Here is a 22195-nt window from a genome sequence, read left to right as displayed (position 1 = left end):
TTTCGCGATCCGCGATCGATCAGGCGGTGCGCGCCTTGACGATCTTGCCCGGCTCGCGCGGCGGCTCGCCCTTGGGCAGCGCGTCGATCAGCTCCATGCCGTCGGTCACCACGCCCCAGACGGTGTACTGGCCGTCGAGGAAGCGCGCATCGTCGAAGCAGATGAAGAACTGCGAATTGGCCGAGTTTGGATCGTTGGTCCGCGCCATCGAGCAGACGCCGCGCACATGCGGCTCCTTCGAGAATTCCTGGCGCAGGTTGGGCTTGTCCGAACCGTGCATCCCGGTGCCGGTCGGATCGCCGCCCTGCGCCATGAAGCCGGGGATGACGCGGTGGAACACGACGCCGTCGTAAAAGCCCTCGTCCGCCAGCTCGGCGATGCGCTTGACATGCTCGGGCGCGAGATCGGGGCGCAGATTGATGGTGACGTCGCCGCCGTCCAGCGTCAGGATCAGCGTCTCGGGGGTATCGGCCATGGGTAAGCTCCAGATTTGAAGCGTGGCAGATAGGGACGCCCATCCCCGCTGGCAAATGCCGGCGCTGGAAAAGCGGGGTGGGGCAGGATAGGGCACGCCGACGTCGCTTGCGCGGCATTGCACCACCAGCCGGATCAGGGAGCCCCAGCGATGAGCGAAACCGAGCTTCCCGAGATGGAACCCGATACCGAGCTGGACGAGGACGACCGGCTGCGCCCCGAATTCGTCAGCGCCGTGCTGGACGCGGTGGCGCAGGGACAGGTCGACGAGGCGCGCGCGCTGGTCGAGCCGCTCCACCCCGCCGACATCGCCGACCTGTTCGAGCTGACCCCGCACGAGGATCGCGCGTCGCTGGCCCATGCGGTCTCCGACCTGCTCGACGCGGACGTGTTCGCCGAGATGAACGATTATGTCCGCGAGGACCTGATCGACGCGCTCGAACCGCATGAGGTCGCCGACCTCGCCGCCGAGCTCGACACCGACGACGCCGTCGCGATCATCGAGGATCTGGACGAGGACGATCAGCGCGCGGTGCTGCGCGCGCTCGACCCGGACGACCGCGCCGCGATCGAGGAGGCGCTGTCCTATCCCGAGGAATCCGCCGGCCGCCTGATGCAGCGCGACCTGGTCGCGGTGCCGGAGCATTGGACGGTGGGCGACGTGCTCACCTATCTGCGCGGACAGGAGGACCTGACCACCGACTTCTGGGAGGTGTTCGTCGTCGATCCCGGCCACCATCCGGTCGGCACCTGCGCGCTGTCCTGGATTCTGCGCACGCCGCGCTGGGTGCCGGTCGCCGATGTGATGCAGCGCGAACAGACGCTGATCGAGGTCGACATGGACCAGGAGGAGGTGGCGCTCCGCTTCCAGAAATACGCGCTGATCTCCGCCGCGGTGGTCGATGGCGAGGGGCGGCTGGTCGGCATGATCACCGTCGACGACGTTGTCCACATCATCCAGCAGGAGGCGGGCGAGGACGTGCTGCGCCTGTCGGGCGCGGGCGAGGGCGACATCAACGAGCCGATCCGGCTGACCGTGCGCACGCGGCTGTTCTGGCTGGTCGTCAACCTGGGCACGGCGATGCTCGCCGCCTCGGTCGTCGGGCTGTTCCAGGGCGAGATCGCCAAGTTCGCCCTGCTCGCGGTGCTGATGCCGATCGTGTCGGGCATGGGCGGCAATGCCGGCACGCAGACGCTGGCGGTGGTGGTGCGCGCGCTGGCGACCAACCAGCTCACCTCGTCCAACTCGGTGCGGATGGTGACGCGCGAGCTGACCATCTCGATCTGCAACGGCGTGTCGCTGGCGATACTGATCGGGCTCGGCACCTTCCTGATCTTCGGCAATCGCGACCTGTCGCTGGTGATCGGGATGGCGATGATCATCAACAACCTGATCGCGGGGCTTGGCGGCGTGCTGGTGCCGGTGACACTGGACCGGATGAACATCGATCCGGCCGTATCCTCGGCGGTATTCGTCACCACCATGACCGATGTCGGTGGATTCCTGTCGTTTCTCGGGCTGGCGACCTTGTGGGGACTGGGCGGCTGACCCACATCGCCCCTCCATGCTGCACCTGACCAAAGTGGCGTTCGGCGCGACCAGCGTCGAGCAACTGGCCGACCGGATCGCCATCCGCCGCGCGGAGGGCGGGCTGGTGCTGACCACCCGCTACCTGCCCAAGCGGCACGAGGAGGTGGTGGACCATCCGGACAGTTCGCTGTTCTGGATCGTCAAGCACCAGCTGGTCGCCCGTTCGCCGATCCTGCGCTTCGGCGAGGCGGAGGGCGGCCGGGTCGCGATCCATCTGCAACCCGAACTGGTGCTGGTCCAGGCGCGGCCGAAGCGCGCGCATCAGGGCTGGCGCTATCTGGAACAGGCCGACGCGCCCGCCGATCTGGGCGGCGGCGATGCCAGCGGCCTGACCGCGCTGCCCCCGGCGCTGATGGGCAAGCTGTCGGAGCTGGCGCTGATCTGAGCGGGCGATCAGCGGTCCGCCGGCTCGCGTTCCACGATCCAGTCATGGTCGACCACCACGATCGATCGGACCGGCCGGCCATCGGCATCGCGGGACGGGTCGTAGCGGAAGCGCTTCTCGATCAGCCGGCAGGTCGTGGCGTCAAGCAGCGCATTGCCGCTGCTGTGCGTGATGCGGCAGCCGGTGACGCGGCCATCGACCTCGACATAATAGCGCACCGAGACGGTGCCGCCGGACCCCGCCTCCGCCGCCTGGTCGGGATAGTCCGAATCCTTCAGCCGGCCGCGAATCAGGCGGGGCGGCGTCTCGTCGCCGCCATAGCCGTCCCCGTCGCCCGAACCGCCGCTGCCCGTGCCGTTGCCGATGCCGCCCGCGCCGCTGCCGGGGCCGGGACGCTCGGCCGCGCCCGCGCTCGGGTCCGCGCCCCTTCCCGCGACCGGCGCGGCAACGACTGGCACCGGGGGCGGCAGGATGATCGGCGGCGGCGCCACGATCGGTGTCGCCTGTGACCGGAGATTGGGCGGCGCCGCCGCGCCGCGCGGGCGGTGGACGGCGACCTTCTTCGGCACGATGGGCACGCGGTCGGGCGGTGGCGGGGTGACGTCGAAGGTGGCGATGGCCGGATCGGACGGGGCGGGATTCGTCCAGGCCAGCCCCGCGACCAGGGCATAGCCGATCAGCGCCACCACCGCCGCCGTGGGCAGCGCGGCGCGCAGGCGTTCGGCCGGGGTCGGCGGGGCGAGCGGCATTGTCCCTAGCTGGGATGCGTCGGGGGGCGTGCCAAGAGGGGAGGCGTGACGATGACGCTTGGCTGCATCGCAGCAATCGCTATTGAGGCACCATGCTCAATCTGAATGGCATCACCGTGCGCCTGGGCGGCCGCACGATCATCGACGGCGCGTCCGCGGCGCTGCCGCCCGGCAGCCGGGTCGGCCTGATCGGCCGCAATGGCGCAGGCAAGTCGACGCTGGTGCGCGTGATCGCCGGGATGCTCGAACCCGATGACGGCGCGGCGGAGATGCCCAAGGGCAGCCGGCTGGGCTATATCGCGCAGGAGGCCCCGGACGGCGAGGCGACGCCGTTCGACACGGTGCTGGCCGCCGATGTCGAGCGCGCCGCGCTGATGATCCGCAGCGAGACCGAGGAAGATCCGGACAAGCTGGGCGACATCTACGAACGGCTGATCGCGATCGACGCCTATACCGCGCCCGCCCGCGCCGCCAGCATCCTGCAGGGGCTGGGCTTCGACGAGGCGATGCAGGCGCGTCCGCTCAAGAGCTTCTCGGGCGGTTGGAAGATGAGGGTCGCGCTCGCCGCCTTGCTCTTCTCCGCGCCCGACGTGCTGCTGCTCGACGAACCGTCGAACCATCTCGACCTGGAAGCGGTGATGTGGCTGGAGGATTTCCTCCAATCCTATCGCGCCACCATCCTGCTGGTCAGCCATGAGCGCGACTTCCTGAACAATGTCGTCGACCATATCCTGCACCTGCAGGGCGGCAAGGTGACGCTCTATCCCGGCGGCTATGATTCGTTCGAGCGCCAGCGCGCCGAGCGGATGGCGCAGCTTGCCGCCGCCAAGGCGAACCAGGAGGCGCAGCGCGCCAAGCTGCAGGATTACATCGCCCGCAACTCGGCCCGCGCCTCGACCGCGAAGCAGGCGCAGAGCCGGCAGAAGATGCTGTCGAAGCTGCAACCCATCGCCGAGATGGCGAACGACCCGACCCTGTCCTTCGGCTTCCCCGATCCGGACGCGCTGCGCCCGCCGCTGATCACGCTCGACATGGCCAGCGTCGGCTATGCCGAGACGCCGATCCTGAAGCGGCTGAACCTGCGCATCGACCCGGACGACCGCATCGCGCTGCTGGGCCGCAACGGCAACGGCAAGACGACGCTGGCGCGGCTGCTGGCGGCGCAGCTGGCCCCGATGGACGGCGACATGGGATCGTCCGGCAAGATGCGCGTCGGCTATTTCACCCAATATCAGGTCGAGGAGCTCGACGCCGACGACACGCCGCTTGAACATATGACGCGGATCATGCGCGGCGCGACCCCGGCGGCGGTGCGCGCGCAGCTCGGCCGGTTCGGCTTTTCGGGCGACAAGGCGACGACCAAGGTCGGCCGGCTGTCGGGCGGCGAACGCGCGCGGCTGGCGCTGGCGCTGATCACGCGCGAGGCGCCGCACCTGCTGATCCTCGACGAGCCGACCAACCACCTGGACGTCGACGCGCGCGAGGCGTTGGTCCAGGCGCTCAACGCCTATACCGGCGCGGTGGTGCTGGTCAGCCACGACCGCCACATGCTGGAGATGACGGCGGACCGTCTGGTGCTGGTCGATGACGGCACCGCGCGCGAGTTCGACGGCACGCTGGACGACTATATCGCCTTCGTCCTGAAGGGCGATTCAGGGCAGGGCGACGGCCAGTCCAAGGCGGAGCGCAAGGCGGCGAAGAAGACGGCCCTGGCCCGCGACGCCGAGAAGGCGCTGCGCAAGGAGGCGCGCGACGCCGAGGCGGAAACCGCGCGCTGGTCGGCCGAGGTCGCGAAGCTGGACGCGGCGATGGCCGATCCCAAGCGGGCGGAGCCGGCGCTGGCACGGCTGTCGATGACCGAATTGATGAAGCGCCGCGCCGACGCGGCAGCGAAGCTGGAGACGGCGGAGGCGCGCTGGCTGGAGGCGAGCGAGGGGCTGGAAACGGCCTAATCCATGAAGCCCTCCCCGCCGGGGGAGGGGGCTATCGGCGGGTAGTGCAGGGGTGTCGCCGGCACAGGGCGGCGCCACCCCTGCTCCCGGTCAGGGCTTCATCGCCTCGATCAGTTTCTTGATCTCCTGGCTGCGGCCGCGCGGCAGGATCAGCACGTCGTTACCGCTCGCCACCACGACGAGGTCGCTGACGCCGACCGCCGCGATCCGCACGCCGTCGGAGCGCAGTAGGCAGTTGTTGGTGTCGAGCGCGATCACCTCGCCCCGGTGGCTGTTGCCGTCGCCGTCGCGGTCGCTGATCGCATGCAGCGCGTCCCAGCTGCCGACGTCCGACCAGCCCATCGCGACCGGGACCACCGCCACGCGATCGGCCTTTTCCATCACCGCATAGTCGATCGAATCGGCCGGCGACGCCCCGAAGGCCTCGGCATCGGGCAGGATCCGCTTGCCGTCGCGCGTGGCCGCATCCATCGCCTGCTGGGCGCAGCGCAGCATCTCCGGCGCATGGCTGGCCAGCGCGCTCAGGAAGATGTCGGCGCGGAACAGGAAGATGCCGCCGTTCCAGGCATGGCCGCCGGCGGCCAGCATCGCCTCCGCCCGGTCGCGGGGCGGCTTCTCGACGAAACGGGCGACGCGGTGGACGCCGGCGGCGATCTCCTCGCCGGTCTGGATCCAGCCATAGCCGGTTTCCGGAGCATCGGGCTCGATGCCGAAGGTGACCAGCCAGCCGTCATTGACCAGCGGCAGCGCCACCGCGATCGCGGCGTGGAAGGCGTCGACATCGGCGATGACATGGTCGGACGGCATGACCAGCAGCGCATCGTCCGGCTTGGGGGCGGCGAGCGCGGCGAGCGCGATGGCGGGCGCGGTGTTGCGCGCCAAAGGCTCCAGGATCACCGCCTCCGCCGCGATGCCGGCGGCATCGAGTTGCGTCTCGACCATGTCCACATGGCTGGCATTGGCGACCACGATCGGCGCGCCGAACCGCTCGCCCTGCACGCGGCGTGCGGTCAGTTGCAGCATGGTGTCGTCGGCGGTCAGCGGCAGGAATTGCTTGGGGCGTTCCGGACGGGACATCGGCCAGAGTCGGGTTCCCGAACCTCCCGACAGGATCACTGGTACGATCGTTCCACCGGTCATGCTTCCTCCTGTTTCCGCGCGCCATAAAGGACGCTCGGGGTAAGCGCCATTCAGGGTTTCTTGGTAAATTATTGCCAGAACGGTGCCATGTCGGAATCGGGCACCAACGCCACAACGGAACGGGCGGCGGGATGATCCATCGTTACGGTAATAAACCCTATTATTACAGGATTTTCACGTTGAAGTCCGTCGACCATGGGCGGACCGGCTGAGGTGGACGTCACGCTGATCCTGTGGGGCCATGCGCTGGCCGCATTGCTGTTCGGTACGCTCGCCCTCACGGAGGCGCGGGGGGCGGAGGGGCGCCCGCCGCGCCAAATCCTGGTCGTCGCCCTCGCCGTCACCAGCCTGTGGGCCTTGATCGTGGCGGGGATCGGCGCCAGCGACCCCATCGTCCACCTGCTGCTCGGCGCGCGCAACCTGGCGTGGCTGGGCTGGCTCATCGTGCTGATCCGCCACTCCACCACGCGCGAGGGGATCAGCCGGGCGCTGGCTGCGCTGTGCATGGTCGTGGCGCTGGTCACGCTGCTGACGGTCGGACTGGCGATCGGGCAGGGGATCGCCGCGCCGATCAGCGTGCCGGCGGCGCTGGCGGCGGCGATGGAGCAGACCCGGCTGGCGCTGGTGATGATGGCGGCGCTGGGATCGCTGGTGCTGGTCCAGCATCTGGCGGGCGCGCAGGGGCGGGCGCAAGGCGGCCTGCGGCTGGCGCTGGCGGCGCTGGGGGTGATATGGGGGCTGGACCTGCTGCTGACGGCGGTCACCTATGTCGAGGGCTGGGTCCCGGCGCTGGCCGCGCTGCGCGGCTTCGCCATGGCGGCGGTCGCGGGATTGCTGGCGGCGGCGGGCAGCCGGGCGGACGATGCCGCCGCGCCGGCCCTGTCGCGCACCGCCGCGATGCGCTCGCTGGCGAGCGTGGCGGTGCTGATCTATGCCGCGACGACCGCATTGGTCGCGCATCTGGCGGCGGCGATCGGCGGCAGCCATGGCCGCATCTACGAAACGGCGGTGGTGTTCGGCGCGGCGGCGGCGCTGCTCGCGCTCGCCTCGACCCCCTGGCTGCGCGCCTGGACGCGGGTGAAGGTCGCCAAGCATCTGTTCCGCCACCGCTATGACTATCGCACCGAATGGCAGCGCTTCACCGCGACGCTGGGCGATCCGGGGCCCGGCGGCGATCCGCTGGGGGTACGCATCGTGCGGGCGGTCGCCGACCTGACCGATTCCCCCGCCGGGCTGCTGCTGGCGATGGCGGAGGACGAGCGGATGATTCCGGCGGCGGCGTGGAACTGCGACCCGCAGGACCCGGACCCCGCCGACCTGGCCTTCGCCCGGCATCTCGCCACCGGCCGGATCGTCGCGCTGGATGTGATCCGTGCCGATGCCGGGGGCGCGGAGGCGGCCTGTATCCCGGCGGCGCTGCTGGCCGATCCGATGGCCTGGGTGGTGGTGCCGCTGCTGCACGGCGAGCGGCTGGCCGGCGCGATCGTGCTGGCGCGGCCGCCGGTCGACCGGGCGCTGGACTGGGAGGATCTCGACCTGCTCCGCGTCGTCGGGCGGCAGGCGGCCAGCTATCTGGCGGAGGACCGCGCCCATGACGCGCTGGCCGATGCCGCGCGGTTCGAGGAGTTCAATCGCCGCTTCGCCTTCCTGCTCCACGACATCAAGAATGTCGCCAGCCAGGTGACGCTGGTCGCGCGCAATGCCGAACGCCATGCCGACAATGCCGAATTCCGCGCCGACATGGTAGCGACATTGCGCGAATCGGGTGCGCGGATGACGGCGCTGCTCGCCCGGCTGGGCCAGCATGACGCGTCGCGCCCCGAACCGCTTCGCGCTGTCGATGCCACCGCCCTGGTCGCGCGCGCCGCCGCGATGCGCCGGGCGCAGCATCCCGTCGAGGTCGAGATCATGACCGGCGAACCGATCCATGTGATGGCGGCGCCGGGGCGGTTGGCGCAGGTGCTCGACCATCTGATCCAGAATGCGGTCGAGGCCAGCGGTCGGGGCGTCCCGGTCCGCCTGCGCGTCGAGGCCGGCGACGGGACGGTGGCGATCGAGGTGATCGACCGGGGCAGCGGCATGAGCCCCGGCTTCGTGCGCGACCAGCTGTTCCGGCCGTTCGTCTCGACCAAGCCGAACGGATTCGGGATCGGGGCCTATGAGGCACGGGAATTGGTGAGGGCGATGGACGGCAGGCTGGACGTATCGAGCCGCGAGGGCGAGGGCACCCGCTTCCGCATCCTGTTGGCGGCGGCTGCGACGTTGGATGCGGCGGCGTGAGCCGGCCGGTCCTGCTGGTCGTCGAGGATGATGCCGCGCTCGCGCGCCAGTTGCGCTGGGCCTATGAGGCCTATGAGGTGGTGGTGGCGGGCGACCGGGCCGCCGCGCTCGACGCGCTGCGCTTGCACGAGCCGGCGGTGGTGACGCTCGACCTGGGGCTGCCACCCGATCCGGACGGCACCAGCGAGGGGTTCGCGACGCTTCGCGACATGCTGGCGGCCGCACCGGCGACCAAGGTAATCGTGGCGTCCGGGCACGGCGAACGCGCCAGCGCGCTCCAGGCGATCGGCGACGGGGCCTGGGATTTCTATTCCAAGCCGATCGATATCGATGCGCTGGGCCTGATCGTCGCGCGCGCCTTCCATGTCCATGCGCTGGAGGCGGAGAACCGGCGGCTGGCGGCGCGCGGCGCGCCCAGCGGCTTTGGCGGGCTGCTTTACGCCTCGCCCGAGATGACCCAGGTCGCGCGCCAGCTCCAGCGCGTCGCCCCCGCCGATGTCTCGGTGATGCTGCTGGGGGCGAGCGGGACGGGCAAGGAATTGCTGGCGCGCGGCGTACACGACGCGTCGCCGCGCGCCCAGGGGCGGTTCGTCGCGATCAACTGCGCCGCCATCCCGGAGACGCTGCTGGAGGCCGAGCTGTTCGGCCATGAGAAGGGCGCGTTCACCGGCGCGGTCAAGACGACCGAGGGCAAGATCGAGCAGGCGGCGGGCGGCACGCTGTTCCTGGACGAGATCGGCGACGTGCCGCTGCCCTTGCAGGTCAAGCTGCTGCGCTTCCTCCAGGAACGGGTGATCGAGCGGATCGGCGGGCGCAAGGCGATCCCGGTCGACACGCGCATCGTCTGCGCGACGCATCAGGATGTCGATGCGATGGTCGCGGACGGGCGGTTCCGCGAGGATCTCTACTATCGGCTGGCGGAGATCGTGGTGCGCATCCCGGCGCTGGCGGCACGGACCGGCGATGCCGGGCTGATCGCGCGGCACTTCGTCCAGCATTATGCGCGGACGCTCAACCCCGCCGTCACCGGCCTCGCCGCCGATGCGCGCGCGGCGGTGGACGCCTGGGGCTGGCCGGGCAATGTCCGCGAGCTGGAGAACCGGGTGAAGCGCGCGGTCATCATGGCGGAGGGCAAGCTGGTGACCGCCGCCGATCTCGACCTGGGCGAAGCGGGGGCGGACCTCAACCTGCGCACCGCGCGCGAGGCCGCCGACCGGCGCGCGATCGGCCGGGCGCTGGCCCAGGCCGATGGCAATGTCTCCGCCGCCGCGCGATTGCTGGGGATCAGCCGGCCGACGCTCTACGACCTGCTCAAGGCCTATGATTTGCAGGGGTGAGGGGGGCTGGAGCGGGGCTGACCCAAGCCGTCATTGCGAGCGTAGCGAAGCAATCCAGGGCGTTACGCGCGCGGCTCTGGATTGCTTCGCTGCGCTCGCAATGACGATCCCAAGTCCAGATCCTGTCATCGGGTTCTGGGGCGCAATCCCTTTCGGGCAGGGGATCGTCGCGGACTCGCCCGGCTAATGCGTGACCCGGCCGTGCTCCTGCGAAGGCAGGAGCCCAGAGCCAAGCGAAACACCGCCTTATGGTGCGTGTAACGCTGTGCTCCTGCCTTTGCAGGAGCAAGGAAAGGCCTTTGGAAGCGATCCTCCTTCCGGCGCGTCAGGCCGTCTCCAGCAGCCGTTCCGCCTGCGCGCGGGCTTCGTCGGTGACGGTCGCGCCGGACAGCATCCGGGCGATCTCCTCGCGTCGTTCTCCTTCCGACAGTTGGCGGACGCCGGTGCGGGTGACGATGCCGTCATTGGCCTTGGCGATCAGCAGATGCGCGGCGCCCCGCGCCGCGACCTGCGGGCTGTGCGTCACCACCAGCAGCTGCGTCCGCAGCGCCAGCCGCGCCAGCCGCTCGCCGATCGCCGACGCCACCGCGCCGCCGACGCCGCGATCGATCTCGTCGAACACCATCGTCTCCGCGCCGCCCGTTTCCGCCAGCGCGACCTTGAGCGCGAGCAGGAAGCGCGACAATTCGCCGCCCGACGCGATCTTGGCGAGCGGGGCGAAGGGCGCGCCAGGATTGGTGGCGATCTCGAACTCGACCCGGTCCTTGCCGGCGGCGGACCAGCCGTCCGGCCCCAGCGGCGCGATCACGGTGCGGAACCGCGCAGCGTCGAGCTTGAGCGGTGGCAATTCGGTCGCCACCGCCGTGTCGAGCCGCGTCGCCGCCGCCGCCCGCCGTTCGGACAGGGCCGCTGCTGCCTTGTCGTAGGCGGCGCGGGTCGTCGCCACGGTCGCCTCCAGCTTGGCGATGCCGCCTTCGCCCGCATCGAGCCGCTGGAGCCGGGCCGCCAGCTCCTCGGTCAGCGCGGCGAGGTCGTCGGGCTGGACCCGGTGCTTGCGGGCCATGGCGCGCAGGTCGAACAGGCGCGACTCGTCGTCCTCCAGCGCGCGGGGGTCGAAGGCGAGCGCATGGCGCGCCTCGCGCAGCCGCTCCTCGGCGGCGGACGCCTCGATCACCGCGCGATCGACCGCCGCCAGCGCCTCGGCCAGCGACTCGTGATCCGGCGCGACCCGTTCTAGCACGCGCGCGGCCTGGCGCAGGCGGGCGAGACCGCCGTCCGACCCCTCCAGATGATCCTCGATCGCGGACAGGTCGTCGGCGATCTTCTCGGCGCGCTGCATCGAGCGGCGCTCGTCGGCGAGCGATTCCTCCTCGCCCGGCTCGGCCCCCAGCGCCTGGAGCTCGGCGACGCTGTGCTCCAGCCATTCGCGGTCGCGCGCCGCCGTCTCGATTTCCGCGCGCGCGGCGGCGAGCGTCGCTTCCGCCTGGCGATAGGCGGCCCAGCAGCGCGCCGCCTCGGCGGGATCGACCTTGCCGAACGAGTCGAGCATCGCGCGGTGGCCGCGCGGATTGAGCAGGCCGCGATCGTCATGCTGGCCATGGATTTCGACCAGGCGTGGGGCGATCTCGCGCAGCAGCGTGGCGGAGACGGGCTGGGTGTTGACGAAGGCGCGGCTGCCGCCATCCGCCTTCACCACGCGGCGGATCAGCAGCGGCTCGCCCGGCTCCACCTCGACGCCATTCTCGTCGAGCAGGGCGGCGAGCGGCGCGGAGGGGGCATCGAAGCTGGCGGTGACGACCGCCTGGGTCGCGCCATGGCGCACCAGGCCGCTATCGCCACGCCCGCCGAGCGCCAGCCCCAGGGCATCGAGCAGGATCGACTTGCCCGCGCCCGTCTCGCCGGTCAGCACGCCCAGTCCCTCGCCAAAGTCGAGGTCGAGCGCTTCGATCAGCACCACGTCACGGATGGACAGCGCGGTCAGCATAGGCGGCCGATGTAGACCGGGGCGGGGCCGATTTGAACCGCTTATGTTCCGGAGGCGCGAATAAAGCCGGTGGACGGTCGCCCACTGACGCCCCGGCCGCCGCCGCGCTGCTGCGCGAACGGGCGCCCAGGGTCGGGGGTGCCGGGCGGTCTTCGTGTGGAAATCCCGGGCTCCGGCTTTCGCCGGAACCCGTCAGCCGGCCTTACTGACGCGGGATGCCGGTGCTGCTGTTCGGGCCGACGGTCGAGCCGCCGGTGGCGGTGCCGGGAACCCCGGCCGGCTGCGCATCGCGCGGCACGCCGGAGGCGCTGCCCGAATCACCCGGCAGCGAATGCGCCTTGGCGCCCGGCGTGCCATCCGGGATGATCGGCTGGCCCGGTGCGACCAGCGGCGCTTCCGGCAAGGGATGATCCTTCATCAGCTTGTACGCATGGGCATACCAATCGCTGCCCGGATAGTTGCGGCCGAGCACGGCGGCGGCCTTCTGCGCCTCGACCGGCACGCCCAGGTTCAGATAGGTCTCGGTCAGACGCATCAGCGCCTCGGGCGCGTGGGTGGTCGTCTGATATTGCTCGATCACCCGCTTGAAACGCATGTTCGCCGCCAGCCACTGGCCGCGCGCCTCGTAGAAGCGGCCGACCTCCATCTCCTTGCCGGCGAGGTGGTCGTTGACCAGGTCGATCTTCAGCCGCGCATCGGATGCATAGCGGGTGTTGGGATAGCGGCGCATCAGCTCGCCCAGCGCATCGAGCGCCTGGCGCGTGATCTTCTGGTCGCGGGTCACGTCGGTGATCTGCTCGTAATAGCCGAGCGCCACCAGATAATAGGCATAGGCCGCGTCGCGATTGCCCGGATGGACCGAGATGAACCGCTGCGCCGACTGGATCGACTGGGTATAGTCGCGCGCCAGATAATAGCTGAACGCGCTCATCAGCTGCGCGCGGCGGGCCCAGATCGAATAGGGATGCTGGCGCTCCACCTCGTCGAACAGGATCGCCGCCTCCTTGTAGCGGCCCTGGTCGAGCCGGTTCTTGGCGGTGGTGTACAGCGTGCCGACGTCGCGCGCGACATATGGCACGTCGCCCTTGCCGGCATTGCGCGCACAGGCGCCCAGCGGAAGCACGACGGCGGCGATCATCGCGACGCCAAGCGCGCGGGAACGGGGGATACGCATCGGCCTCGCCTGTAGCGCAGCGTGGCCCCGGGAAACAATAGGCTGGACGCACCGGATCGTCGCGATAGGGGAAGGCGTTCGACCGGCCGGATACGAACAAGGAGCCAACCGATGCCCGCCACCAAGCTGCACACCCATCGCGTCGAGAAGCCCTGGGGCCGCACCGACCTCTGGCCCGGCTTTCCCGACCAGCCGGCGGGCGGCGAGCCGGTGGGCGAGGTCTGGTTCCAGGAACCCGGCGACACCACGCCGGACCTGCTGATCAAGTACCTGTTCACCGGCGAGAAACTGTCGGTGCAGGTCCATCCCGACGATGAGGAGGCGCACAAGCGCGGCCTGCCGCGCGGCAAGGACGAATGCTGGACGATCCTGGCCGCGACGCCCGATTCGACCATTGCGCTGGGGCCGAAACAGGCGATGACCGCCGACACGCTGCGGGAATCGGCGCTCGACGGATCGATCGAGGACAAGCTGGACTGGGTGCCGGTCAAGGCGGGCGATTTCTACTACGCCCCCTCGGGCACCATCCATGCGATCGGGGCGGGGCTGACGCTGATCGAGGTGCAGCAGAACAGCGAGACGACCTATCGCCTCTATGATTACGGCCGCCCGCGCGAACTGCATCTGGATGACGGCGTCGCGGTCGCGCACCTGACCCCGTACCAGGCGATCACCTCGCCCGGCCGCGTCGATGGCGAGCGGACCATCCTGGTCGAGGGGCCGAAATTCGTGTTGGAACGCTGGACCGGCGGCGCGCACGCCGTCGCGCTGCCCGAGGGGCTGACTGCCTGGATCGTGCCGATCACCGGCGGCGGCGCGGTCGCCGATGTGCGCTTCCAGGCCGGTGAATGCGTGACCGTGAAGGGCAGCGAGACGGTGACGCTGGACGATGGCGCGGACGTGCTGTTCGCCTATCCCGGCACCCGGCGACTCTGACCCTCTCCTATCGAACCGTCATGGCGTCGCTCCACGCCTCGCCATGGCGGTTTCGCGATAGATTTCCGCCGTCTTCCGGCAGGCGGTGGCCGCTCGACTTGATCGAGGGGGAGGCGTATCGGACGGCGATGGCCGACGATCCCTTCACGCTGTTCGACGCCTGGTACGCCGAGGCGCGCGAGAGCGAAATCAACGATTCGAATGCGATGGCGCTCGCCACCGCGGATGCGGCGGGGCGCCCGTCGGTCCGCATGGTGCTGTTGAAGGGCCATGGCCCGGATGGCTTCGTCTTCTACACCAATCGCGAGGGGCGCAAGGCCGCCGACCTCGCCGCCAATCCGCATGCGGCGCTGCTGTTCCACTGGAAGTCGCTGCGCCGCCAGGTGCGGATCGAGGGCGCGGTGACGCTGGCGACCGACGCCGAATCGGATGCCTATTTCGCCAGCCGCAGCCGCGATTCGCAGCTCGGCGCCTGGGCCTCCGACCAGTCCCGCCCGCTCGCCGATCGGGCGACGTTCGAGACGCGGTTCGAGGCGATGAAGGCCCGGTTCGAGGGGCAGGACGTCCCGCGCCCGCCCTTCTGGGGCGGCTATCGCGTCACGCCCGACGTGATCGAATTCTGGCAGGATCGCGCGCATCGCCTGCATGAGCGCCGCCTGTTCACGCAAGTGGAGGGCGGCTGGAGCGAAGGGTTGCTGTTCCCATGACGCACGACGAACGCCGCCGCCTCGTTCCCTATGCGACCCGCGCGGCGCTGGCCAGCGTCGCGATGGCGACCTTCCTGCTCGCGCTGAAGGGGTTCGCCGCCTGGCATACCGGATCGATCGCGATGCTGGGGTCGCTGGCGGATACCGCGCTCGACCTGCTCGCCAGCCTGGTGACGCTCTATGGCGTGCGGCTGGCGGCGACGCCGGCGGATCACGATCACCGTTTCGGCCATGGCAAGGCGGAGGCGCTGGCGGCGTTGTTCCAGGTCGCGCTGATCACCGCGTCCGCCGCCGGGATCGGCTGGCGCGCGATCCAGGCGCTGGGCGCCCCCAATGCGACTACCGATGCGGAATTCGGCATCGGCGTGTCGGTGATCGCGATCGTCGCGACGATCGGGCTGCTCGCCTATCAGCGCATGGTGATCCGCAAGACCGGCTCGGTCGCGATCCTGGCCGACAATGTCCATTATCAGTCGGACGTGCTGCTCAACGGATCGGTGATCGGCGCGCTGGTGCTCGACCAGTATCTGGGCTGGCACGGCGCGGACGCGATCTTCGGCATCGCCATCGCCGCGTGGCTGCTGTGGGGGGCGTTCCAGGCCTCCTCGACCGCGATCGACATGTTGATGGACAAGGAATGGCCCGACGACCAGCGCGCGGCCTTTCTCGACGTCGCGGCGCGGCAGCCGGGCCTGCGCGGCATCCACGATTTCCGCACCCGCCGCTCGGGCAGCCACGACTTCGCGCAATTCCATATGGAGGTCGCGCGCGACCTGACCGTCGCCGAGGCGCATGACCTGGTCGAGGGGGTCGAGCGCAACCTGAAGCGCGCCTTCCCCAAGGTGGAGGTGCTGATCCATCTCGATCCCGAGGGGCATGTCGATACCGACAATCCGCTGGTCGAGGCGGACGTGACGCCGCACTGGTTCGGCAAGCGCGTGGGGCACTGAGCGATGCGAATCCCCTTTACCCAAGTCGATGCCTTTGCCGACCGGCCCTTTGCCGGCAACCCGGCGGCGGTGATGCCGCTGGCCGCCTGGCCGGACGACGCGCTGCTCCAGCAGATCGCGGCGGAGAACAACCTGTCGGAAACCGCCTTCCTGGTGCCGCTGACCGGCGATGCGGAGGCGACGTTCGAACTCCGCTGGTTCACGCCCACCGCCGAGGTGGCGCTGTGCGGCCATGCGACGCTGGCGAGCGGCCATGTCGTGCTGTCGAGCGACGGCGCGATCGACCGGGTGGCGTTCCGCACCCGCCGCTCGGGCGTGCTGGCGGTGGCGCGGCAGGGGAGCGGCTATAGCCTCGACCTGCCGGCCTGGGCCCCGGCGCCGCGCGCGCTGGACGCCATCGTCGCGGCGCTGGGCGTGGACGGCGTGGTCGAAACGCTGTGGCACGAGAAGGGCTATGCGCTGATCGTCGTGGACGACGCGGCGACGGTACGGAACGCCCGCCCGGACCAGCGTGCGCTGGCGGCGGCGGAGCCCTGCGTCGCGGTCCTGGCGGCGCGGGGGCAGGAGACGGACATCGTCTCGCGCGTGTTCACGCCGGCCTATGGCATCGACGAGGACCCGGTGACCGGATCGGCCCATGCGGTGATGGTGCCCTATTTCGCGGAGAAACTTGGCCGCGATACGATGACCGCGTTCCAGGCCAGCGCGCGCGGCGGGCGGCTGATCTGCCGGCTGGCGGACGACCGGGTGGTGCTGGGCGGACAGTGCGTGACGGTGATCGAGGGCAGCTTCCTGCTGCCGTAAGGAATGGGGTGTCGTTACCCCCACTCCGTTCCCCGGCCTTGGTCGGAGGAACGGAGTGGGGGACGGGATCCTAAGGACGTCTCGACCCGGCTTACCGCCAGCCGGCATCCACGAAATAATCATGTCCCGTGCACATCCGCGCATCGTCGGAGGCGAGGAACAGCGCCAGCGCCGCCACGTCGGCGGGCTGGATACGGCCGTCCAGGCATTGCGCCGCCACGATCTCGGCCTCGCCCTCGGGCGTGTACCAGCGTTCCTGGCGCGGCGTCTGGACGTTGCCGGGCACGATCGTGTTGACCCGGATGCCGTCGCGGCCGAGATCGCGGGCCAGGCTGCGCGTCAGCCCCTCGATCGCCGCCTTGCAGGTCTGGTACAGGACCAGATCGGGCAAGGCGAGGTGCCAGCTGATCGACCCGAAGTTCAGGATCGCCCCGCCGCCAGCGCGCTTCATCGCCGGGATCACCGCCTTGGCGGCGAAGAACTGGTGGCGCAGGTTCACCGCGAACCGCTCGTCCCAATAGGCCGGGGTGACGTCCTCGATCGAGTGGCGATCGTCGCTGGCGGCGTTGTTGATCAGGATGTCGACCCCGCCCAGCGCCTGTTCCAGTTCGGCGAATACGGACGCGAGCTGGTCGAGATCGGTCAGGTCGCAGCGCCGGAAGACCGGGGCGTGCGCCGCCGTCTCCGTCAGCCTGGCGGCCAGCGCCTGGCCGTCGCCCTCGGCGATGTCGACGAAGGCCACTGCCGCGCCCTGGGCCGCGAAGGCTTCCACCAGCCCGGCGCCGATGCCGCTGGCGCCGCCGGTGACGATGACGCGCTTGTCCGCCAGCGAGGGATAATTGGCCGTCATTACTTCGCTCCCAACAGGCCGCGGCCAGCCAGATTGGCCATGAACGCGCCGATGCCCATGGTCCAGGCGGGCGCATCGCGCGAGGTGGTGACCGGATTGATCAAGGTGCCCAGCCGCTCGCTGCGGATCGCCACCGTGTCGCCGACCTTGTGGGTGAAGCCCTTGCCTGGCTCGTCGCGATCCTGGGTCGGGGCGAACAGGGTGCCGCAGAACAGCACCAGGCCGTCGGGATAATGATGCTCGCTCAGCGCCTGGCGGAGCAGCTCCTCCGGATCGCGGCTGATCTCCTGCATCGTGCTATGGCCGTTCAGCACATAATCGTCGGTGCCGGTGATGGTCAGCGCCACGTCGGCGGCGCGCACATCCTCCATCGAATAGCCGTCGTCGAACAGGCGGATCAGCGGCCCGAGCGAGCAGGAGGCGGTATTGTCCTTCGCCTTGCCGAGCAGCAGCGCCGAGCGACCCTCGAAATCGCGCAGATTGACGTCGTTGCCGAGCGTCGCGCCGACCGCGACCCCGTGCGCGTCGGCAACCAGCACCACTTCCGGCTCCGGATTGTTCCAGGTCGAATCGGAGCGGACGCCGACCGGCGCGTTGAGGCCGACCGTGGAGAGCACCGGCGACTTGGTGAAGATCTCGGCATCCGGGCCGATCGCGACTTCCAGATATTGCGACCACAGGCCGTCGGCGATCAGCGCCTCCTTCAGTGCCGCCGCCTCGTCCGTGCCGGGCACCACCGAGCGGATGCTGCCGCCCAGCGCCTCTTCCAGCCGGCCGCGCAGTTCGGCGGCCTTGTTGTGGTCGCCGCGCGCGCGCTCCTCGATCACCCGCTCCAGCGCGGAGACGGCGAAGGTCACGCCCGCCGCCTTCACGCATTGCAGGTCGATCGGGCTGAGCAGCTGCGCCAGGTCGAGCGTGTCGAGATCGCCCAGCGCCTCGCCGCCGTCGAACAGGCGGTCGGCGATCAGCGCCGAGACCGTCGGCGCGACCTGCGCCATGTCATAGGCGACGCCACCCCGGACCAGGATCGGCGACGGGCCGGCCTGGGTCTGGATGCGTCCCAGAAACGTGCCGCTGCGCCAGTCGGCCGGCAATGCCTCGGCCCAGGTCGATACGCGTGTCACCATTATCCCCTCCATATATGGTAGCGGTATCTTATGTCCGGGAGGACCGTCAAGCGCGGCCTGCCGCCGATCGGATACCGGTCATCCGGCCTCATAGAGTTCCAGCGGCAGCGCGTCCGGGTCCTCGAAGAAGGTGAAGCGGCGGTCGGTATGGGGGTCGACCCGCACCGGCTCCACCGCCACGCCCGCCGCGACCAGCCGCGCGACGGCGGCGTCAAGATCGTCGACCGCGAAGGCCAGGTGGCGCAGGCCGCGCGCTTCCGGCCGGCTGACGCGGGCCGGCGGCTCGGGAAAGGAGAAAAGCTCGATCTGCGCGGTGCCGACGCCCAGGTCGCATTTCCACGACCGGCGCTCCGCGCGGTACACCTCGAACAGCACGGGCAGGCCGAGCAACTCGCTGTAGAAACGCTTCGAGACGTCATAATCGGAACAGATGATCGCGACATGGTGGAGCGATCGGATCATGGATGGCCTTTCGGAGATTCAGGAGCCGGTGAGCGTGCGGACCAGATCGAGATCGTCGGGCTTGTCGACATCGATCGCGGCCAGGCCGAACGGGCTCGGCACCACCGCCGTCTCCACGCCCGCCCGCCGGCCGAGATGCCGCACCGCCGCCGCCAGCGTCAACCGGCCGAACAGATAGCGCAGCAGCAGCAGTGGCCCCAGCCGCCAGACGATCCGCCATGGCCGCTTGCGGTCCGCTTCCACCTGGCTCCACAGGCCGATCGCCAGCGCGGCTTCCGGCGTGGCGAGCCAGAACAGGTTGCACCCCGACCAGTCGCCATCGGCGAAGCGCAGCCAGGTGCGCCGGGTCGCGGGGGCCCACCGCCTCCACCACGTCGCGCCGGGCGAGCAAAGTCGCGACATCGGCCTCGGCGGGTACATCCGCCAGGAACCGCGCGATCCAGGCGCCGTCGAGCAGCGCATGATCGGCGGTCGTCACCAGCAGGGGGGTGCCGAGCACGGTCAGCGCGGCGGCGACGCTGGCGCTGGGGCCGGCGGCGGGGGGCAGCACCTCCAGCCCCAGCCGCATCGCCTCGACCACCACCGCCCGGTCGGAGGCGGAGACGGCGACTCGGGTCGCGCCCGCCGCGCGCACCGCCGCCGCGACGCGGTCGAGCAGGGTCGCGCCTTCCAGCCGGATCAGCGCCTTGTGCGACACGCCGGCATAGGTGGCGACGGGATCGGTCGTGCCAGGGCGCGAACCCGCCAGGATCAGGGCCGACCAAGTCATCGTTGCCGCCACACCTGCCACAGCACGGCCGGCGCGGCCAGCACGGGATGGCGCGTCCGCCACGGCGTCAGCGTGACGACGACACCGGTATGCCGCTCGACCTTCCACGCGCCATAGGCGGCGGCCCCCTCGAAGGTGAAGGCGGCGCGGACCAGCCGGGCGATGTTGAGCGGCTTGCCCAGCCGTCGCCGCCGTCGCCATGCGCGGCGGATGCGATCCGCCTGGGGCAGGCTGGGAATCAGCCGATCGCCGGCGCGGGTGAAGCCGATGCCGGCCGCGTCCCATGCCAGGGGCAGCAGCCGCTGGTAACGGCCCGCGCCATGGGCGATGATCTGCTCCTCGCGACCGGGCCGCTCGACCCGGAGTTCGGCCGCATAGGTCTGGCGGAACAGCGCACGCCAATAATCTTCCGCCGTCCCCTCCGCCGGCCCCAGCGCGGCGGCGAACCGCGCCGCCGTGACGACCGCCGCCGCGATCGCGTCGACCACCGCGTGCCGCGCCCCGGCATCGCGGACCCAGGCCAGGGCGGCGGGCTGGACGAAACGGGTCCAGATGGTGGTGTCGACCAGATCGCCCGACGCCGCCGCGTGGAAGGTGGCGGCGCGCATCGTCGCGATCTTGGCGCGCAGCGTCTGCCCCTCCAGCGGAAACTCGCGATAGCTGACGGTCGGCCATAATCCGCGCTCCGGCGGGCCATCGGTCAGGACATAGAAGTCGAGCACGCCGTCCAGCGAGCGGGTGCGCAGGTTGGAGCCGTAGAACAGCACGGCGACCGCCTGCGTCTCGCCGGCCAGCTGGGCCGCGACCGCCAGCACCGGTTCCGCGACCGCCGCGTCCAGCCCCGCCGCCGCCTGCTCCCGAAGCGTCTCGCTCATGGCGTGACGAAGGCGAGCGCCGGTCCCTGCCGCACGGTCAGCGCGCCACCAGGAAAATGCTCGCCGTCCAGGATGAAGCCCTCGTCCAGCGCGATGTCGAACTGCGCGGCGGCGATATGGTGATAGCCGGCGCGCGCCAGCCAGGGCGCGACCGATCCGGCCAGCAGGGCGGGGGTCGCCAGCATCATCCGGCGCGGCGGCGCGTCGATCGCGAGCAGGCGGATGCCCTCGCGCGGCGGGCCGAACGGTTTCAAGCCCATCGGCAACTGGCCCAGCGTCGAGGCGAGCAGCAGGTAGCGCTGGGCGTGATCCGCCGGCTGGCCGGGCAGGGCAAGGCGCATCGGCGTACCGGCGCGCCACGCGCTCTTCGCCGTGCCGAACAGGGTCTGCGCCACGCCCCAGCCGAGCGCCAGCCCGACCGCCAGATTGTTGAACGCCCCCGCGCGGTGGGTGTGCTGCGCCAGTTCGGTCGCCTTGGCGAAGGCGCCGGCGCCGAACAGGAAGCCGCGCGCCGGCGGCGCGGTGTCGCCGACCCGCGCGATCTCCAGCGGGCGGCGCTCGATCATCCGGCCTTGCCGGGCGGCGTCCAGCGCGTCGGTCAGCGTCCAGTCGGCGGGCAGGCCCAGGTCGATCGCCAGCGCGTTCGTCTTGCCCGAGGGGATGACGGCGATGCGCGGCCAGGAACCGGCCCAGATATCGGCGGCGGCGGTCAGCACGTCGCGCACTGTGCCGTCGCCACCATCGATCACCAGCAGGTCGATGCGGTGCGCCGCGAAGTCGACCAGCGTTTCCGCCAGGGCGGCGCGGGTGCGCGGCGCGGCGACGATCAGGCTGTCGGCACCCGGCACGCCCGCCTCATATTCCGCGCCGTGATTGCGGTGGCTCTTCGGATTGCACACGATCCCGACGCGCAGCGCGCCCAGCACGCCGAGGCCGGGCATCGGCTTCGCCGAAGCCGGCGCGTCGACCCGCGCGTCGCAAAAGGGCAGGGATGCAGACAGAACCGTGGACACCAGGCCTCCGCTATCCGTCGGGGGACCCGGCGGCTACAGAATTATGACGTAAACGTAAGACACCGACTTTGTGACCTGAAAATGTCGTGATCCAGGTCACGCCGGCCAATTTTTGTTGGTGGCGATAAGGATTTAGCTATCGCCGGTAGCGCATCGCCATGCGGATCGTCGCGCCGCCAGCCGGCACCGCGAAGCGGGCGCTGGCAAAGGCGGGCAGGCCGATCGACGTGGGGGCGTCGTTGGAGAAGCCGAATCCCTCCTTTGGCGTCCATAGCGTGCGGTTGAAATCATGGTCGGCATTGGCATCGTGATATTGCGCGACCGCATAATAGCCGGGCCGCACCCAGAAACAGCCGATCGTGACCGGCGCCTGGGCGGGGGTGCGGATGCGCAGCAGCTTGCCGCCCTTGGCCAGGAAGCGCCGCTTGTCGTCGGGATAGAGGGTGAAGGCGACCTCGCCCCGGGCATCGCGCAGGCCGGTCGCCTGCACCGTCAGCTTCACCATGCCGGGGCCGGCCGTGCCGGCGCAGCTTTGCGCCACGGCCGGGGTGGCGAGCAGGGCCGTCGTAGAAATCACTAAGGTAAACAATGGCTTGTTCATCAAACTATCCTGGTGCCCCGGCCATGGACTGCGCC

The 22195-nt window shown here is 70.2% G+C and carries 21 protein-coding genes; 9 read left to right on the top strand and 12 right to left on the bottom strand.

Annotated features, from left to right (window positions below; all coding sequences use genetic code 11):
* Nucleotides 1-19: 19 nt before the first annotated feature.
* Nucleotides 20-475 (bottom strand): peptidylprolyl isomerase, encoded by a 456-nt coding sequence (locus QE452_RS12570; protein WP_309657542.1) that lies wholly within the window; start codon nt 473-475, stop codon nt 20-22.
* Between the two features lie 150 nt (nt 476-625).
* Here QE452_RS12570 and mgtE point away from each other — a divergent pair, with 150 nt between their 5' ends.
* Both mgtE and QE452_RS12560 read left to right on the top strand, forming a co-directional pair.
* Nucleotides 626-2023, top strand: a complete 1398-nt coding sequence (gene mgtE / locus QE452_RS12565; protein WP_309657543.1) for a magnesium transporter — start codon at nt 626-628, stop codon at nt 2021-2023.
* 16 nt (nt 2024-2039) lie between these two features.
* Nucleotides 2040-2450, top strand: a complete 411-nt coding sequence (locus QE452_RS12560) for a DUF1489 family protein (protein ID WP_125994713.1) — start codon at nt 2040-2042, stop codon at nt 2448-2450.
* An 8-nt stretch (nt 2451-2458) separates the two neighbouring features.
* Here the strand turns inward: QE452_RS12560 and QE452_RS12555 are convergent, their stop codons facing one another.
* Nucleotides 2459-3199 (bottom strand): energy transducer TonB, encoded by a 741-nt coding sequence (locus QE452_RS12555; protein WP_309657544.1) that lies wholly within the window; start codon nt 3197-3199, stop codon nt 2459-2461.
* Between the two features lie 92 nt (nt 3200-3291).
* Between QE452_RS12555 and QE452_RS12550 the strand changes: the two genes are divergently transcribed.
* On the top strand, nt 3292-5151 hold the full coding sequence (locus QE452_RS12550; RefSeq protein ID WP_309657545.1) for an ABC-F family ATP-binding cassette domain-containing protein: 1860 nt from the start codon (nt 3292-3294) through the stop codon (nt 5149-5151).
* A 90-nt stretch (nt 5152-5241) separates the two neighbouring features.
* Here QE452_RS12550 and QE452_RS12545 read toward each other — a convergent pair whose 3' ends face one another.
* On the bottom strand, nt 5242-6291 hold the full coding sequence (locus QE452_RS12545) for a mannose-1-phosphate guanylyltransferase/mannose-6-phosphate isomerase (protein ID WP_309657546.1): 1050 nt from the start codon (nt 6289-6291) through the stop codon (nt 5242-5244).
* A 195-nt stretch (nt 6292-6486) separates the two neighbouring features.
* Here QE452_RS12545 and prsK point away from each other — a divergent pair, with 195 nt between their 5' ends.
* Entirely contained in the window at nt 6487-8571 is a 2085-nt protein-coding gene (prsK, locus tag QE452_RS12540) for an XrtA/PEP-CTERM system histidine kinase PrsK (protein ID WP_309657547.1), read from the top strand.
* Nucleotides 8568-9908, top strand: a complete 1341-nt coding sequence (gene prsR, locus QE452_RS12535; RefSeq protein ID WP_309657548.1) for a PEP-CTERM-box response regulator transcription factor — start codon at nt 8568-8570, stop codon at nt 9906-9908. Before prsK ends, prsR begins: the two co-directional genes overlap by 4 nt.
* Nucleotides 9909-10233: 325 nt before the next feature.
* On the opposite strand, the gene recN is transcribed toward prsR, so the two are convergent.
* Both recN and QE452_RS12525 read right to left on the bottom strand, forming a co-directional pair.
* The gene (recN, locus tag QE452_RS12530; protein ID WP_309657549.1) at nt 10234-11892 is read right to left on the bottom strand and encodes a DNA repair protein RecN; all 1659 of its coding nucleotides are present in this window, start codon (nt 11890-11892) and stop codon (nt 10234-10236) included.
* 202 nt (nt 11893-12094) lie between these two features.
* Complete coding sequence (locus QE452_RS12525) at nt 12095-13066, bottom strand: outer membrane protein assembly factor BamD (protein WP_309657550.1); 972 nt, start codon at nt 13064-13066, stop codon at nt 12095-12097.
* A 111-nt stretch (nt 13067-13177) separates the two neighbouring features.
* On the opposite strand from QE452_RS12525, the gene QE452_RS12520 reads away from it, so the two are divergent.
* The 4 genes from QE452_RS12520 to QE452_RS12505 all read left to right on the top strand — a co-directional run bounded on the left by QE452_RS12520 (nt 13178) and on the right by QE452_RS12505 (nt 16463).
* Nucleotides 13178-14002: a class I mannose-6-phosphate isomerase gene (locus QE452_RS12520; RefSeq protein WP_309657551.1), complete on the top strand. Its 825-nt coding sequence runs from the start codon at nt 13178-13180 to the stop codon at nt 14000-14002.
* Between the two features lie 128 nt (nt 14003-14130).
* Complete coding sequence (gene pdxH / locus QE452_RS12515; RefSeq protein WP_309657552.1) at nt 14131-14709, top strand: pyridoxamine 5'-phosphate oxidase; 579 nt, start codon at nt 14131-14133, stop codon at nt 14707-14709.
* The gene (locus QE452_RS12510) at nt 14706-15659 is read left to right on the top strand and encodes a cation diffusion facilitator family transporter (RefSeq protein ID WP_125994703.1); all 954 of its coding nucleotides are present in this window, start codon (nt 14706-14708) and stop codon (nt 15657-15659) included. Before pdxH ends, QE452_RS12510 begins: the two co-directional genes overlap by 4 nt.
* A gap of 3 nt (nt 15660-15662) precedes the next feature.
* The gene (locus tag QE452_RS12505; RefSeq protein ID WP_309657553.1) at nt 15663-16463 is read left to right on the top strand and encodes a PhzF family phenazine biosynthesis protein; all 801 of its coding nucleotides are present in this window, start codon (nt 15663-15665) and stop codon (nt 16461-16463) included.
* Between the two features lie 91 nt (nt 16464-16554).
* Here QE452_RS12505 and QE452_RS12500 read toward each other — a convergent pair whose 3' ends face one another.
* From QE452_RS12500 to QE452_RS12465, 7 genes are all read right to left on the bottom strand, one after another.
* The gene (locus QE452_RS12500; protein WP_309657554.1) at nt 16555-17313 is read right to left on the bottom strand and encodes an SDR family oxidoreductase; all 759 of its coding nucleotides are present in this window, start codon (nt 17311-17313) and stop codon (nt 16555-16557) included.
* On the bottom strand, nt 17313-18440 hold the full coding sequence (locus QE452_RS12495; protein WP_309657555.1) for a fumarylacetoacetate hydrolase family protein: 1128 nt from the start codon (nt 18438-18440) through the stop codon (nt 17313-17315). The genes QE452_RS12500 and QE452_RS12495 overlap by 1 nt, the downstream gene beginning before the upstream one ends.
* A gap of 78 nt (nt 18441-18518) precedes the next feature.
* Entirely contained in the window at nt 18519-18902 is a 384-nt protein-coding gene (locus QE452_RS12490; protein WP_405052768.1) for a VOC family protein, read from the bottom strand.
* Entirely contained in the window at nt 18856-19671 is an 816-nt protein-coding gene (locus QE452_RS19090) for an NTP transferase domain-containing protein (protein ID WP_405052767.1), read from the bottom strand. Before QE452_RS19090 ends, QE452_RS12490 begins: the two co-directional genes overlap by 47 nt.
* Complete coding sequence (locus tag QE452_RS12475; protein ID WP_309657557.1) at nt 19668-20546, bottom strand: hypothetical protein; 879 nt, start codon at nt 20544-20546, stop codon at nt 19668-19670. The genes QE452_RS19090 and QE452_RS12475 overlap by 4 nt, the downstream gene beginning before the upstream one ends.
* Nucleotides 20543-21559 carry a diacylglycerol kinase family protein gene (locus QE452_RS12470; RefSeq protein WP_309657558.1) on the bottom strand — a complete coding sequence of 339 codons (1017 nt, stop codon included), beginning with the start codon at nt 21557-21559 and terminating at the stop codon, nt 20543-20545. Before QE452_RS12470 ends, QE452_RS12475 begins: the two co-directional genes overlap by 4 nt.
* Before the next feature lie 136 nt (nt 21560-21695).
* Nucleotides 21696-22160, bottom strand: coding sequence for a DUF2141 domain-containing protein (locus QE452_RS12465; RefSeq protein ID WP_309657559.1), 465 nt, complete (start codon nt 22158-22160; stop codon nt 21696-21698).
* Nucleotides 22161-22195 lie beyond the last annotated feature (35 nt).

The sequence above is a fragment of the Sphingomonas sp. SORGH_AS_0438 genome (assembly GCF_031453475.1).
In the GTDB taxonomy this organism is placed as follows: Bacteria; Pseudomonadota; Alphaproteobacteria; order Sphingomonadales; family Sphingomonadaceae; genus Sphingomonas.
This window is presented reverse-complemented; position numbering and strand designations above follow the sequence as displayed.